The sequence below is a fragment of the Williamsia sp. DF01-3 genome, assembly GCF_023051145.1.
Lineage (GTDB): Bacteria > Actinomycetota > Actinomycetes > Mycobacteriales > Mycobacteriaceae > Williamsia.
This window is the reverse complement of record NZ_JALKFS010000005.1, coordinates 1754210-1769296: the sequence shown is the minus strand read 5'-3', so window position 1 is coordinate 1769296 and position 15087 is coordinate 1754210. Positions and strand designations below refer to the sequence as shown.

General features: G+C 64.6%; 10 protein-coding genes and 1 pseudogene. 5 read left to right on the top strand and 6 right to left on the bottom strand.

The genetic code is table 11. From position 1 onward, the window contains the following. Window positions 1–5: 5 nt before the first annotated feature. Window positions 6–3341 carry a DEAD/DEAH box helicase gene (locus MVA47_RS10515; RefSeq protein ID WP_247207822.1) on the bottom strand — a complete coding sequence of 1112 codons (3336 nt, stop codon included), beginning with the start codon at window positions 3339–3341 and terminating at the stop codon, window positions 6–8. 124 nt (window positions 3342–3465) lie between these two features. On the opposite strand from MVA47_RS10515, the gene MVA47_RS10510 reads away from it, so the two are divergent. Both MVA47_RS10510 and MVA47_RS10505 read left to right on the top strand, forming a co-directional pair. Further along, window positions 3466–4062: a pyridoxamine 5'-phosphate oxidase family protein gene (locus tag MVA47_RS10510; RefSeq protein ID WP_247207820.1), complete on the top strand. Its 597-nt coding sequence runs from the start codon at window positions 3466–3468 to the stop codon at window positions 4060–4062. Between the two features lie 132 nt (window positions 4063–4194). Further along, on the top strand, window positions 4195–5808 hold the full coding sequence (locus tag MVA47_RS10505; RefSeq protein ID WP_247207819.1) for an HNH endonuclease signature motif containing protein: 1614 nt from the start codon (window positions 4195–4197) through the stop codon (window positions 5806–5808). Between the two features lie 28 nt (window positions 5809–5836). Here the strand turns inward: MVA47_RS10505 and MVA47_RS10500 are convergent, their stop codons facing one another. Beyond that, complete coding sequence (locus tag MVA47_RS10500) at window positions 5837–7369, bottom strand: acetyl-CoA carboxylase carboxyltransferase subunit alpha/beta (protein ID WP_247207818.1); 1533 nt, start codon at window positions 7367–7369, stop codon at window positions 5837–5839. 63 nt (window positions 7370–7432) lie between these two features. Next, window positions 7433–8253: pseudogene (locus MVA47_RS10495) on the bottom strand (mycofactocin-coupled SDR family oxidoreductase). A gap of 352 nt (window positions 8254–8605) precedes the next feature. On the opposite strand from MVA47_RS10495, the gene MVA47_RS10490 reads away from it, so the two are divergent. The 3 genes from MVA47_RS10490 to MVA47_RS10480 all read left to right on the top strand — a co-directional run bounded on the left by MVA47_RS10490 (window position 8606) and on the right by MVA47_RS10480 (window position 11618). Continuing rightward, window positions 8606–9979 (top strand): styrene monooxygenase/indole monooxygenase family protein, encoded by a 1374-nt coding sequence (locus tag MVA47_RS10490; RefSeq protein WP_062795486.1) that lies wholly within the window; start codon window positions 8606–8608, stop codon window positions 9977–9979. A gap of 70 nt (window positions 9980–10049) precedes the next feature. After that, window positions 10050–10700 carry a class II aldolase/adducin family protein gene (locus MVA47_RS10485; RefSeq protein ID WP_247207816.1) on the top strand — a complete coding sequence of 217 codons (651 nt, stop codon included), beginning with the start codon at window positions 10050–10052 and terminating at the stop codon, window positions 10698–10700. A 3-nt stretch (window positions 10701–10703) separates the two neighbouring features. After that, window positions 10704–11618, top strand: a complete 915-nt coding sequence (locus MVA47_RS10480; protein WP_247207815.1) for a carbohydrate kinase family protein — start codon at window positions 10704–10706, stop codon at window positions 11616–11618. Window positions 11619–11662: 44 nt separating this feature from the next. On the opposite strand, the gene MVA47_RS10475 is transcribed toward MVA47_RS10480, so the two are convergent. From MVA47_RS10475 to MVA47_RS10465, 3 genes are all read right to left on the bottom strand, one after another. Then, complete coding sequence (locus MVA47_RS10475) at window positions 11663–12319, bottom strand: SDR family oxidoreductase (RefSeq protein WP_247207814.1); 657 nt, start codon at window positions 12317–12319, stop codon at window positions 11663–11665. A 160-nt stretch (window positions 12320–12479) separates the two neighbouring features. Then, window positions 12480–14159 (bottom strand): cytosine permease, encoded by a 1680-nt coding sequence (locus tag MVA47_RS10470; protein WP_023959812.1) that lies wholly within the window; start codon window positions 14157–14159, stop codon window positions 12480–12482. A 172-nt stretch (window positions 14160–14331) separates the two neighbouring features. Further along, window positions 14332–15063, bottom strand: coding sequence for an enoyl-CoA hydratase (locus tag MVA47_RS10465; protein ID WP_247207813.1), 732 nt, complete (start codon window positions 15061–15063; stop codon window positions 14332–14334). Window positions 15064–15087 lie beyond the last annotated feature (24 nt).

Here is a 15087-nt window from a genome sequence, read left to right as displayed (position 1 = left end):
GGTGATCAGTCGAGCATGTGCCGGATGTCGTCTGCGCTGACGGTCGAGGAGAACGTGTTCCCGTCGTCGACGACGGCGCTGAACAGCTCCCGTTTTCGGTTCTGTAGCGCAACGACTTTCGCTTCGATGGTGTCTGCCGACACCAGCCGGTACACGGTGACCGGCCGGGTCTGGCCGATTCGATGGGTGCGGTCGACGGCCTGCGCCTCGGCTGCCGGATTCCACCAGGGGTCGCACACGAAGCAGTAGTCGGCTTCGGTCAGGTTGAGTCCGAAACCGCCCGCTTTGAGGCTGATCAGGAAGACCTGGGTGGTGCCCTCGGTGAACGCGCTGACCGCTTCGGTGCGTTCACGCGAGGACAGTGAGCCGTCAAGGTAGCTGTAGGTGATGCCGTCACCGTCGAGTCCGCGCCGCAGCACGTCCAGGAAGCCGGTGAACGAACTGAAGATCAGGGCACTGTGCCCCTCGGCGATGAGCTCGGGAAGCTGCTCTCGGATGAAGTCGACCTTCGCCGACGCAACCTCGGCGTCGGCCGGATCGACGAGCCCGGCGTGCAGACTCAGCTGCCGGAGCATGGTCAACGAGCGGAAGATCTGGAAGCGGTTCTTCTCGAGGTCGCCCAGCAGCCCGAGGACGATCTCGCGTTCGCGCACCAGACGGGTGTCGTAGATCTTGCGGTGCCTTGCCGACAGCTCGACGTGCAGTATCTGCTCCTGCTTGGCAGGAAGATCGCGGGCCACCTGATCTTTGGTACGTCGCAACATCACCGGTTTGATCCGCTTGCGCAGCACCGGGAGACGTTCGGGGTCTTCGCCCTTCTCGATGGGTTTGCGGAAATAGTCTGCGAATGCCTTGGGATCGGGGAACAGTCCCGGCACGGTGATCGACAGCAGTGACCACAGTTCCATCAGGCTGTTCTCCATCGGCGTACCGGTGATGGCCAGTTTGAACGGTGTGTTCAAGCGCCGCGCACACAGATGCGCTTTCGAGTTGCGATTCTTGACGAACTGGGCCTCATCGAGCACCAGTGCCGCCCACTGCTGTTCGTCGTAGGCGGGGAAATCGATACGCAGCAATGCGTAGGTGGTGATCACAACATCGGAGTCGGCAATGATCTCGGCCAGAGGTGTACGCCCACGCGCTTGCGTCGCTGTGACGGTGACCGCATGCAGATCCGTGAACCGGTGGCATTCGGACGCCCAGTTGTTCACCACACTCGTGGGTGCGACCACAAGGAACCGGCCGGTCTCACCGCTCTCCCGGGCCCGGCCGAACAGGGCGAGCGTCTGCAGTGTCTTGCCCAGCCCCATGTCGTCGGCCAGTACGCCTCCGAAGCCGTTGTCCCACAAAAAGGACAGCCAGTTGAGCCCGTCCAGCTGGTAGTCACGCAAAGTCGCGTGAAGCATCGCCGGTGGTTGGACCGGTTCCGGTGGCCGTGCCGCACTGAGCGTCGCGATGCGCTCCTGCCATACCTGCAGCTGTTCATCGACCACGCCGAGTTCGAGCAGTTCCTCCCACAGTGTGACGTTTGAGGGTACCGCGGGCACCCTCCCTGACTCGGCTTCACCGAGGACCTCCGCTTCGTCCATCAGCTGCCGCAGCTTCACGAGTTCGGGCGAGTCCAGCGGGAAGTAGACGCCCGATGGCAACAACATGTGCGTTGCGCCGGTGGACAATTCGGCCAGCACCTCCGAAATCGGCACCTGCTCACCGTCGACGTCCATGGTGATGTCGAGATCAAGCCAATCGGTGTCGGCAGATTGCGAGCCCGCGATGCGCAGCCGTGCCCGCTCGGTGACCTGCCGGTACCGCTGCGCCACCTCGGCGACCTCGACGATCAGGTCGTCGCGGCCCGCGAGTGCCGGTAATACCTCGGCGCACAGCCGCGCTGTTTCAAGGGGGTTCAGGTGTACGTCGTGTCGCAAGAAATGCGTGGTGACACCGTTGAGGGCCTCCTCGTAGTCGGTAGGTTCCACCTCGTCTGCCTGCCGGACCCGGCCAGAGCCCCGCTGTGCGTCGAAGGCCGCGATCAGTCGCCGGCCCGCCGCGCCCGATGTGAGGGCGACCGCAGCCAGCGCATCGCGAATCGACTCCCAGATCTGCTCCTCGATTACGCGGTCTCGCCACGACGGCTGTGTGCCGATGGCGTCGTCGAGGTCGCGGGGTGTGTTGTTGACCAGATAGCGCATCGCCCAATGGGTATGCGCGACATCGCCGGTGAAACGGACGGTCAGCACAGGCGTCGGGCCAGAGATGCTGGGCGCCACGAACACCGAGTCGTCGACTCGGATCGGTACCGACTCGCGGAGCCGAGGCAACACCACATCGGCGAATCTGGAAACGTCCGCGGCGGGGATGACAATCGGTTGATCACCTTGCAGCAACGCCGCGGCAGGCGCGTCGGCCGAGTCGAACGGGGCGAGGGTCAGGACGCCCTCGGCATCGAGATAACTGATCCCATGTGGATCGGCCTTTCCGAGAATGGTCACCTCAGACATCGGCACCACGTTGCCGTCGATGGTCACCTCGACCGAGACGTGGGCATCGGCACCGACCTCTCCGCTGACCGAGACGGTGAGCCCAGCCCGTTTGGCGACCTGCACGATACTGATCCCCGAGGCCGGATCGCCGAGCAGAGGGATACCCGCTGCTGCCGCCGCGTCGAGTTGTTGCCAGATGGTGGCAGGCGCGTCGGCGAGGATCAGCCCGTGCGGAAGTCCGTACGGGGTGGTGCGCATGGAGTCGCGCGCCATCGACTGCAACACCGAGAGCTGCTGTGCCGCAAATGTTCCAGGCTTGAGATCGACGATGGCCGGCCAGTCGACACCGGACTTGATCCAGGCGCTCCGGGTGCCCGGTCGCATCGGACGCAACGCGAGCTGGGCCCGGCGAGCGCGCGATGCGAACAGCGAAGGCGAGCTGAGGAACGCCTGCAGCGCAAGCTTTTCGGGAGGTTTCGGGTGATTTTCAGAATAGAGCACCTGCAGCGTGCGCTCCCATTGCGGCGAACGCTGGACCGGCGGAGTGGCTGCGGTGGCGGCCTCATCCGCGAAGGTCAGCAGTAGCGCGACGGCATGCTTACAGAAATAGCCGACCGGACACGTGCACCCGGCATCGGCGAGCTTCCAGCCGGGACCGAGGTGGCTGAAGGCGACGCGCACCGAATACGTGGCGACGCCCGTGCCCTGACAGCGCCCAGTGAGTCTGCGTTTGTCGTCGTCCCATTGCACGGCAGCGACACGGCGTTGTCGCGCATACGCCGACCCACGCTGAATCGCCCCGGCATCGAAGTCGTCCTTCAACGCTTCCGGGGTGATGGTGTGCGCCCACTCGGTGGTCATTGGTTGCAGGTTATCGCCGCACGCAGACACAACCAGGCCGGCCGGGGTCAAGCCTGCAAATCGGGTTGACGCGGCGGGGCGCTCCTGGGAAGTTGTGCGTGCACCGACGACAAAGGGACTCACCGTGGACCAACTCAATCGCCGCAAAGAACGTCAGGGCGATCGCGCACTGCTCGATCAGATTCTCGACGAAGCCAAGGTGGCCACCGTGACCACAGTGGTCGACGGCCTGCCGTGGTCTGTTCCCATGCTCTTCGCTCGGCACGGTGACGAGATCCTCCTGCACGGTTCCACGGGAGCGGGCGCTCTGCGACACATCGCGGCAGGTGCCCCGGTGGCGCTGTCAGCGTTCATCGCCGATGGACTCGTGGTGGCCGACACGCTCTTCGATCACTCCATGAACTACCGGTCGGCCGTTGTTCGCGGTGTCATCAAGAAGTCGTCGCTCGACCCGGCGCAGGCCCTGACCGCCCTCAGCGACAGCATTCTCCCGGGCCGCAGTGCCGAGGTCCCACCGCACACGAACAAACAACTCGCCGCCACACTGGTGCTGTCACTTCCCATCATCGATGGGCAATGGATCACGAAGGCGCGCAAGGGCGGCCCCGGTGACGACGATGCTGCCGGCTGGACCGGCGAGGTGCCGATGCGAGTGGTCTACGGCGAGCCCGTCACCCATACCGCCGGTGACGTTCCCGAGTCGGTGCGGCGGCTGGGGTGACGGGGCGGCCAATCGCTCCACTCGCCTGCGTTCGATCCGGTTGCACCGGGCTCGAACGCAAGTAGGTGGAGCGAATTCGGTCAGTGGGTCGAGCTCGGGTGATTGTCAGACCCCTCTTTTATAATCGAACACATGAGCGAAACGGCCGATCTGATCGCCGCCATCCAGCAACTGGATGCCGGTGCGTTGGTGGCTGTTCGCGAAGCCGTCTCGCGGCAAATGCTGACGGTGCCGTTGTCGTCGATGACCGACGACGAGGTGGTCGCGGCCACCGCCATGGTCGAGACGGGCGCGCGCCGAGATGATGCGGTGAAGATTCGGTGGGCTGTGGAACTGCGTGAGCGTGGTGTCGCGGCAAAGCGCGGACTCAAGCCGGCCAGGTTTCTGTCGACACTGCTGCGGCTCACCCCCTCCGAAGCCAGTGCGCGCAGCAAAGCCGCTGAGCGAGTGGGGTATTGGCACGAACTCAATGGAGAACTGCGGCCCGCCGCGTATCCGGCCGCCGCGGCGGCGATGGACGCCGGTCACATGGAGTTTGCGCACTACCGGGTGATTCATCGCGCACTGGCCAAGTTGCCCACTTCTCTACGGACGCCAGAACACTGGTCGACCATCGAATCGGATCTGGCGAACCAGGCCTGCGCGCTGTCGCCAGATCAGCTGGAAAGCGTTGCGCAGCGGTTACTCGCCTACCTCAACCCCGATGGCGAATACACGGACGACGCCGACCGGGCCCGCCGTCGCGACCTGATGCCGGGACGCCAAGACGTCGACCACATGAGTGGGATCTCCGGGACGCTGGATCCCGCGACCCGTGCACTCTGGGACGTTGTCGCGGCGAAATGGGCGCAGCCAGGCATGAACAACCCCGAGGATCCCGAATCGCCGATGGGCGACTCCGATCTCGCTGACAGTACGGTTCTCGCTGCCGCCGCTGAACGAGACAACCGCACACAGGGTCAGCGCAACCATGACGCGTTCAAGAAGATGCTGGAGACGGTCGTCGGGTCGGGCACCCTCGGAAAGCACCGCGGACAGCCGGCCATCGTCGTGGCAACCATGACACTCGACGAGCTGGAGACCGAAACCGGTATTGCCACCACCGCATCGGGAGGCACTCTCCCCGTCCGGGATGCACTCGCGCTGGCAGGTAGCAACCGGAAGTTCCTTGCACTGCTCGACAACGCACACCGGCCGCTGTTCCTCGGCCGCGAAAAACGTCTGGCATCGGCGATTCAGCGAATTGCCTTGATCGCGGCCGAACGCGGATGTTCGCGACCCGGCTGCGATCAGCCTGCCACCCGCACCGCAGTGCATCACATGCACGAATGGAAAGACGGTGGACGCACAGACATCACCGTCCTGACCCTCGTATGCGACGGCGACCACGCACAGGTCCACGACGGCGACGGTGGCTGGATCACCGAGATCATCACCTCCGGAAACGGACCCCCAGAATGGGTTGGACGCGTCGGGTGGAGGCAACGCGGCACCGACGACGCGCTGACTCCGAACGACACGCATTTCCCCGACCGGCGATACCAGCGAATGGTGGACGAACGGCGCGAAAAAGAAGAAGCTCACGCCGCATGGTTTCGCCAGCGAGCGAAAGATGAAATCGCCGAGCAACAATGGCGGATCGAGCACCCGATCTGGCATCGAGAAGAACGACGCTGGCTCGACGAGGTGGCACAGCTACCCGACCCCTGCCCACCTCCGGAGAGTTGGTACGAGGATGTCGCATAGACGGCTGGCCGAAACTGGGTCAACCAGTTCAGATCTCGACACCACCGATACGCCGGAGGCGTTCCGTCCGCCACCCGGCGCGGGCTTCAACCGTGCTGTCGTCCAACGCATCGATCTCGGCGGCGAGCCGGTCACCCAGCTCCGGCAGAAAGCCGCCCAACGCGGCCTCGGGGACCACCACATCCACGATGCCGGCGGCGTGCAGATCAGTCGCACGGATTCCCTGGCTCCGTGCCATGTCGGCTGCATGGTCGGTGTCCCGATAGACGATCAGGCTGGCGCCCTCCGGCGGCAGCGGAGACAACCACGAGTTCTCCATGGCCACCACCCGATCCGCAGGGAACAGTGCCAGCGCGGCTCCCCCAGCTCCCTGACCCAGCAGCACCGCCACAGTCGGCACCGTCAACGCAGTCAGCTCCGCGATGCAATGAGCGATCTCGTTGGCCAGGCCCGACTCTTCGGCGTCAGCGGACAGATCGGCGCCCGGAGTGTCGATCACCGTCACCAGGGGCAGATGCAAACTCTGCGCCAACCTCATACCCCGGCGGGCAAGCCGCAGGTCGGCAGGTCCCACCAGCGATCCGGGCACCTGACGGTTGCGGTCCTGCCCGACCACCACTACCGAATGCCCACCAAAGCGTGCCAAGGCGAGAATGATGCCGCTGCGCGAATCCAGTTCGCCGCCACCGGCCAGTTCCACCGCCTCGTCGGCCGACTCGCGCAGCAACTGACTCACGCCTGGTCGGCCGGGAACCCTCGACTGCTCCACCACATCCCAGGCCGACGACTCAACAACCGTCGCCCCGGACAGCCCCGGCGCAGAAGACGGCCCGGCCGGCTCACGTCGCGAGTGCTCGGCGTCCACCAGCGGGTCGACCAGAAGTCTGATGATGCGTGATGCGGTTGATCCCAATCCATCCACAGCCACAACAAGATCCACCAGACCGTGTGAACGCAGGTTCTCCGACACCTGGACGCCCTCGGGAAACGCCTCGCCGTACAAGCCCTCGTACACTCGCGGGCCGAGAAAACCGACAAGAGCGCCCGGCTCGGCCAACGTCACATGTCCCAGCGAGCCCCACGACGCGAACACCCCACCGGTGGTCGGATGACGCAAATACACCACGTATGGAAGATGCGCGGCCTTGTGATCCACGACTGCCGCCGTGATGTTCACCATCTGCAGAAAAGCCGCAGTCCCCTCCTGCATCCGCGTCCCGCCCGACGCCGGAAGGGCGAGCAACGGCAGACCTTCAGCAGTCGCTCGGCGGATCGCCGTGACCACGCGACGTCCTGCATCCCGGCCGATCGACCCGCCCAGAAAACCGAACTCACTGACAACAACGGCCACCCGCACGCCGTTGACGTCCGCTTCACCACAGATGATCGACTCGTCGAGTCCGGTCTTCTCGCGGGCCCGTCCAATGTCCTCGGCGTACCCGGCATCGTCGGGAAGCGCGGTGATCTGCGAGTCCCACGGGTGCCAACTGCCCTCGTCAGCGAGCTTGGCCAGCAATTGCGTCGCCGAGATGCGCTCGGGTCGATCCGTCCGATCAGTCACCCATCAACCGTAGAACCCCTGCCCACGATTGCTAGGGCAGATGGCAGATTCCTCGAACCACGGTCAGAAGTACTGGGCACCGCCATCGACCGAGATGTGTTCGGCAGTCATGAACGACGACTCGTCCGACGCCAAGAACGCGACCACGTTGGACACCTCATCCGGGTCGGCGGCGTACTGGTTGAGAAACGGTGTACCCATGGGCGCCAATCGCGGATTGGCGCATTGGTCTCCTCGATGCGGGCCACCATGTCGCCCGACCCCATCGGAGTGGCGACGGCACCCGGATGCACGCTGTTGACCCTGACATTGTGCGCACCCAATTCGGCAGCGAACGCCCGGGTCATGCCGGTGACGGCATGCTTGCTGGTGGTGTAGTGCACCATGAATGGCTGCACCTTTTTTCCGGCATACGAGCTGATCAGAATGATCGACCCGCGTCCGCGCTCGACGAGATGAGGCGCCGTCGCCATCACGGTGTTCCACACGCCGGTGACGTTGATGTCCATGTGATCGCGGAACATCTCCGGGGTCGCCTCGTCCCAGGTGGCCGGAATACAGATGCCCGCGTTGGCGACCACGATGTCGAGTCCACCCAACTGCGCCACTGCATCGGCGGCGAGGGACCGTAGCCCCTCGAGATCGCGAACGTCGCCCTGACGAAGAAGTGCTCTGCGACCCTCGGCCTCGACCAAGCCCGCGGTCTCGGCGAGATCGGCCGGCGTCGCCGAGTCGTACGGAACACCCGGCAACGGCCCGGCAAGATCAACACCCACGATGTCGGCGCCTTCACGTGCCAGCCGCACCGCATGCGCGCGACCCTGTCCGCGGGCCACTCCCGTGATGAATGCGACCCTGTTCGCCAGCTGTGTCACTACGCCCACCAATCGTTGATTCCCGCGGCACGTCGCGTCGCGAGTGCTCGAACCGACTGTAATTGGCCTGCATGAGCTGAGCCGCCGTGTTTGCTGAGATGCAGTGTTCGCTCAGATGCAGTGTTCGCTGAGAGGCACTTAACTTCGGCCTGAGTCGAATCCTTCCGCGGTATCGCGAATCGGCGAATGCTCACCGGCATGAGATTCGACGGCCTGACTATTTCCACCGAGGTCCCCTGGGGTGCCGGAACACGGCGATGTACCTGCGCGACTGCCGGACAGTCATGACGTCGCCGCATCGTAGTCATTCCGTATTCGATTCTCGAACAACATCATTCGCACAAACACAGGAGATCGTTGCATGAGCAACACCAACCGTTCCGTCGCCATCATCGGAGCAGGCCAAACAGGCGTCTCGGCGGCCGTCGGCTTCCTCAACGCAGGATTCGACGTGACCGTCTACAGCGAGCGTGATCAGCGAAGCCTGCTGCACGACGTATCCGCCACCGGTACCGCGGTGACGTTCGGCCTTTCGCAGCAATCCGAGACGGCCTTGGGTGTCGACAACTTCGCCGGCCGGGCGCCGCAGGTCACCGGGATCAGCGCTCGCACCATCACGGGCAGCGGGCACGACTACACAGAGCTCCTCGACTTCGACGCCGAGTTCCCCGGATTCGAGGCGATCGGTGTCGACACCAGGCTCAAGGTCGACGAGCGTCTCACCCTGTTCCTCGAAAAGGGTGGTCGCTTCGTGGTCGAGAACGTCGATCCGGGCCGCCTCGACTCCATCGCAGCCGAGAACGACCTGACCTTCGTCGCCACCGGCAAGGCCGGACTGTCCAGCCTGTTCACCGTCGACGAATCACGATCCCCCTACAAGAGCCCACAACGCAGCGTCCTCCTGCTCACCGTGGCCGGGCTTGGTCACGACCCAGATGTGTTCGCCCACCGCAGCCCCGCGGGCCCGAAGCACCAGGCGTTCAACTTCGCCGACCAGGGCGAGGGCTGGTGGGGCCCCTACCTGCACAAAGACGCCGGGCCGTCATGGTCGTTCCTCGGGTGGGCGCAACCCGGCAGTGAATGGGAACGCCGGTTCCAGTCGGTCACCGACGCGCATTCTGCCCACAAAGTAGTGATCGACTTGCATCGCGAATACTTCGATTGGGACCTGCCCGAGGTGCTCAGCACCCAGGTCATCGAAGAGGACCCGCACTCATGGCTCCAGGGAGCGGTCACGCCCACCGTGCGAAACGCGCTCGGGCACACCGCAAGCGGACACCGCGTGGTTGCGCTGGGCGATACGGCCGTGGCCTACGACCCCATCACGGGCCAGGGCGCGCAGAGCGGGTTCATCCAGGCCGCACAGTTCGTGGCCGCCGCCAAGGACCACGAGGGCGAGTTCGACGACGCCTGGATCACCGCTACCTACAACAACTTCCTGACCAGCCGCGTAGACGCCGCCAACCTTGCGACCCGGATCTTCCTGCGCGACCCGGTGTTCCAGGAATACGCCGCGGTGCTGTTCCCTGCCGCAGCAACCAATCCGAAGTTCGGCTCAGCGCTGTTCGGCCTGCTCTCGGATCCGTCGCCGGTGCTCTCCATCAACTCCGTGGACGACGCCAAGTCGCTGATCACCCAGGTGACCGGCGAGGACGCCGACTCCATCCTCGCGAAGTTCGAACCGGCAGGGAGGTTCTCACGGTCGACGTACCGTTCGCTGACCCCGGTCGGATGAACACCTGAACCAACGGGCGATGGCGGCGATCCGTGATGGATCGTCGCCATCGCCCGTTATTGTCAGCACCATGACTGTCGAAGAGCGGCGAGCGGATCTGGTCGACGCCGCGCACCGTCTCGCCGCACGGCGCCTGGTGATCAGCACGGGCGGCAACCTGTCGACGAGGGTCGGCGACCAGGTGGTCGTCACAGCCAGCGGCGCCGTTCTCGAATCACTCACCGCCGACCAGTTGGTGGTGACCGACCTCGACGGACATATGGTCGAGGACACCGATCACGTCCCGACGTCCGAGCTGCTCCTGCACCTGGAAATCTACCGCTCCACTGACGCGACCGCGGTGGCGCACGCCCATCCGGTGGCTTCCATCGCGGTGGCCAACCTCGTCGATGAACTGCCCGCGGTGCACTACACCGCTGCGTTGGTCGGTGGCGCGGTGCGCGTGGCGCCCCACGAGATCTTCGGCACCCAGGAGCTCACCGATGCGGTGGCCGAGGCTCTGACCGAGCGGACTGCCGCCCTGATGCGCAACCACGGTTCGGTCGCCTATGGCCCTACAGTCGAAGCAGCTTGTGAGCGCATCGAATTGGTGGAATGGCTGGCCGAGATCTACCTACGAACAGCCGCCGTCGGCAATGGCGCCGTGCTCAGCCGAGACCAGCTGATCGCGGTGGCCGTCGCCGCGGCGAACCGCGGCTACTCACCGCTACCCAGGAGATGATGCATGCAGGTCGTGACGTTCGGTGCCCATGTGCTCGATGTGGTTGTCCACCCGGTTGATTCGATACCTGACGGCCAGGGCGCAGCCCTTGTCCCCCACATCCGGTTGGTGCCCGCGGGCCCTGCCGGCGGCACCGCCATCACGCTGGCCAAACTCGGAGCGGCGGTGTCGACGGTCGGCGCCGTAGGTCGCGACGACTCCGCCGACCTGCTCACCACCATGCTGCAGCGTCACGGTGTGGTCACCGAACACCTTCTGCGAGTTGATGATCAGCCGACCTCGATGAGCGTGTTGCCCATCCGCAGCAACGGCGACCGGCCCGCATTGCACATGCCCGGAGCCAACCTTGCCTACCCGCTCGATCGTGTGCCGCTGGACCTTCTCACGTCCGCGGATCACGTGCACATCGGCGCGCCCGAGCTACTCAACCCATCGGAACTGGCGGGCGTGCTCGAACGGATCCGGGCTGCGGGCGTCCGCGTCTCGGCCGACATCCTGGCGCCAGGTGATCCCGGGGTGTTGTCGTGGATCGAACCCGTTCTGCCACACCTGGATTACCTGCTGCCGAACGACGAGCAGGTGCTGGGCTTCACGGGTGCCACCGACCTGGTCGACGGTTGTCGCGCCCTCATCGACCGGGGTGTTGCCTGCGTCGCCGCCACTGCCGGCGCGGACGGCGCCTGGGTTGTCACCGGCGACGGTGCCGAACACGCCGCAGCCACCGAGGTCCAGGTTGTGGACACCAGTGGCTGCGGGGATGCGTTCTCGGCCGGATTCATCGCGGGTCGTCTCCACGACTTCAGCCTGCTGCGGTCAGCGCAACTCGGTTGCGCGGTGGCCGGAGTGGTCGCCGCCGGGCTCGGCAGCGATCACGGCGACTTCGACTGGGAATCGGCAACCGCCGGCCTACCAGCCTGAAGTTGCCCCCGGCCTACCGGCCTGAGGTTCCCCCGGCAGGTCCGTCAGACGCCTTTCACGGCGTCGGCGATCGGCGTCTGACCACGGGTGAACTCCACCGTGGTTCCAACGCTGGACTGCGTCTCGAGGACCGCAGCCAGCACCTCTGCCACATCGTCGCGCGACACGCTGGTTCCGGCTTCGGCGCCGCGTTCCTTGGTGGCGATACGGCCCGTGCCGGGCTCATCGGTGAGGGCGCTTGGTCCCACGATCGTCCAGAGAAGTGTGGTCTTACGGAGATGCTCATCGGCTGCCGCCTTGGCCTCGGCGTAGGCGTGGAACGAATTGTCCTCGGGAACACCATGATCCGGTCCGGCACCGAAGTACGACACCTGGACGTAGCGGGTGATACCGGCCTGCTGCGCCGCGTCGATGCTGCGGATGGCGGCGTCACGGTCGACGGCGTATGTGCGCTCGGGGCTGCCACCCCCGGCACCGGCAGAGAACACCACGGCGTCGTGGCCCTTGATGGCTTCGGCGATCTCGTCGGTCGAGAGGTTTTCCACATCTGCGATGACCGGAGTGGCCCCGGTCTGCGTGATGTCGTCCGACTGGTCGGGATTACGGATCAGGGAGCTGACCTGATGTCCCTGACCGGTCAAGATCTTGGCCAGCTTGAGCGCGATCTTGCCGTGGCCTCCGATGATGGCGATTCGTGACATGCATCGTTCCCTTCGTCGTTGATGGGCCCTGCGTGTTGGAGCACTTAGGAGCACAACAAGAAGAGGAGCCGAGGCATTCCGATGGTTGCGACAGGAAGACCGACAGCTCCACCCGCCCTTGTCGCAGAACGGGTGGAGCTGACGGGTCAGAGCAGGCGCGCTACTTCTGGGCAGGCAACACGTGCTCACCGGTCTTGTCGCAGGACAGAGCCAGCGAGCTGATGTACTGCTTCTCCCCGTTCGGGCCGGGTTTGTTCGAGGCGAGCATGTCGGGGCGCTCGAACTCGATACCGGTCACCGAACACAGCAACTTGGCGTCGGAAGGGTTGCCGTATTCGTCGAACATCGGCAGGTCGATACCGTCGTCGGTGCGTCGCAGGTAGTACTTGCCCTTGGTGATGACCGCGATGATCGGCGGCAACACCAGCGCGAGGATGGTTGCGACGATCGGCGAGTACGGCTGGATGGCGTCACCGAAAGCGTGGAAGTACACCAGCACCGACAATCCGCCGGCGAGGATCACGCTGATGAACCCGACCGGGTTGAAGTTGTACAGCATGCCCCTGCGGAACTCGGGCACCTTGGGCGAGAGCTTCAGGACGTACTTGTTGAACACGATGTCCGATGCCACCACGACGATCCATGCGATGGCGATGTTCGCGTAGAAGTTGAGGATGTTGTTCAAGAAGCTGAACATGTTGGCTTCCATCAACACCAGAGCGATCGCGACGTTGAAGAAGACGAAGAACAGCCGACCCGGGTAGGTCTTGGTGATGCGGGTGAAGCTGTTGGTCCAGGCCAGCGATCCCGAATACGCATTGGTCACGTTGATCTTGATCTGCGAGATGACCACGAGGATGACGGCGAGGGTCATCGCCAGCCAGTGCGGCATGAACTCCTCGTAGACCGCGAGGAACTGCTCCACGGGTTCGTTGGCGACGCCGGCCTGGTCGGCGAAGTTCATGATCAGGTAGACGGCCAGGAACAGGCCCACGATCTGTTTGATCGCGCCGAAGAACACCCAGCCCGGGCCGGCGGTGATCACCGCGATCCACCAGCGGCGCGAGTTCTCCGGCGTCTTGGGAGGCATGAACCGCAAGTAGTCGATCTGCTCGGCGATCTGGGCGATCAGCGACAGACACACACCGGCCGCGAGCATGATGCCGGCGAAGTTCACGCCGTGTCCGCCCTGGGCGTCGGTGCCACCACTGAATGCCAGGAAGTCTCCGATCGCGTCAGGGTGCTTGATCACGAGGTAGACAAACGGCAGCACCATCATCACCAGCCACAACGGAGTGGTCCACACCTGCAGTTTTGCCAGTGTGTTCATGCCGTAGATGACCAACGGGATCACCATCACCGATGAGATGAGGTAGCCCAACCACAGCGGGATGTGGAGACCCAGTTTGAGGCCCTGCGCCATGATCGAGCCCTCGAGGGCAAAGAAGATGAACGTGAACGACGCGAAGATGACGTTGGTGACCACCGAGCCGTAGTAGCCGAAGCCGCTGCCACGGGTGATCAGGTCGAGGTCGATGTTGTACCGGGCGGCGTAGTACGCCAGCGGGTAGCCGGTGAGGACGATGACCACCGCGAAGATGAGAATGCCCCACAACGCGTTTCCCGTGCCGTTGGCGATGCCGATGTTGGCGCCGATGGCGAAGTCGGCCAGGTAGGCGATGCCACCCAGAGCCGAGGTGGCGACCACCGCGGGGCCCCACTTGCGATAGCTGCGGGGCGCGAAACGAAGGGTGTAGTCCTCCAGTGTCTCGCTCATCGCGTTGATGTTGGTCGGCAATTCCCCCGCGGCTATCGGGTCCACCGTTTTGTCTGCAGACATATCTCTCCCTCGCGTCATGCCCACGTTTCCTCTGAACCAGAGACTGCGAGGAACGTAAGGCCGCCGTGTATCTGGGAGGCTGCAGCCGTGTTACCACCACGAAAACCCACTTGAGCGCGGGTATCGTCGAGGGGTCGTGCCCAGCACCGGGTTGGGGTAGGCCGGGGAAGCCTTACTTCCCGATGAAGTTCGGCTGACGTCGCTCGGCCCGAGCGGCGCGCCCTTCGGCCACGTCCTGGCTCTGCCAGGCCCTGAGCATCGCTGCCACGTGGTCAGGCGCGGCCTCGTCGCGAGCGCCATCGTCGCCGAGAACCAGCTTGTAGTGCTGCAGGGTCAGCGGGGCCAGCGCGGCGATGCTCGCGGCCCACTGCTGCGCCTCGGCCAGGTCGCCGATCCGATTGGCAAAACCGACGGCAGCAGCCCGGTCGGCACTGAGTGAGTCACAACCGATCAGGATGCCCGCCGCATCACCCGCACCGACCAGCGAGACGAGACGCTTGATGGTCCATTCGTCAACTGTCACACCGATCTTTGCAGCGGGGATGCCACACCATGCCGATGGCGACATCACCCGCAGATCAGCGGCCATCGCCAGCTGGAGTCCGGCCCCCAACGCGGCGCCGTTCAGCGCGGCGATCACCGGCACCGGGATGCTCTCGACAACTCGGAGCATCGCCAGCAGTTCGTCGAGGAAAGACTGTTCGTAGACCGGTCCGGACAGATCCGCGCCCGCACAGAAAACGGTTCCCTGACCGGTGAGGACGATGGCCCGCACACCCGCGCCTGCCGCGTCGGTCATCGCCACCGACAGCGCTTCCACCAGTTCGTAATTGAGTGCGTTCCGCTGCCGCTCCCGCTGCAGTTCGATGGTCAGCACATCGCCATCCCGGCTGGTCCCAATCATGGGCGTCAGCGTACCGCTATTGTT

Bases quoted from the DNA above. Each gene is read 5' to 3' on its own strand.
- MVA47_RS10475 (WP_247207814.1), bottom strand. From the start codon at position 12,319: ATGTCACGAATCGCCATCATCGGAGGCCACGGCAAGATCGCGCTCAAG.
- MVA47_RS10485 (WP_247207816.1), top strand. From the start codon at position 10,050: ATGACTGTCGAAGAGCGGCGAGCGGATCTGGTCGACGCCGCGCACCGT.
- MVA47_RS10470 (WP_023959812.1), bottom strand. From the start codon at position 14,159: ATGTCTGCAGACAAAACGGTGGACCCGATAGCCGCGGGGGAATTGCCG.
- MVA47_RS10515 (WP_247207822.1), bottom strand. From the start codon at position 3,341: ATGACCACCGAGTGGGCGCACACCATCACCCCGGAAGCGTTGAAGGAC.
- MVA47_RS10480 (WP_247207815.1), top strand. From the start codon at position 10,704: ATGCAGGTCGTGACGTTCGGTGCCCATGTGCTCGATGTGGTTGTCCAC.
- MVA47_RS10490 (WP_062795486.1), top strand. From the start codon at position 8,606: ATGAGCAACACCAACCGTTCCGTCGCCATCATCGGAGCAGGCCAAACA.
- MVA47_RS10465 (WP_247207813.1), bottom strand. From the start codon at position 15,063: ATGATTGGGACCAGCCGGGATGGCGATGTGCTGACCATCGAACTGCAG.
- MVA47_RS10505 (WP_247207819.1), top strand. From the start codon at position 4,195: ATGAGCGAAACGGCCGATCTGATCGCCGCCATCCAGCAACTGGATGCC.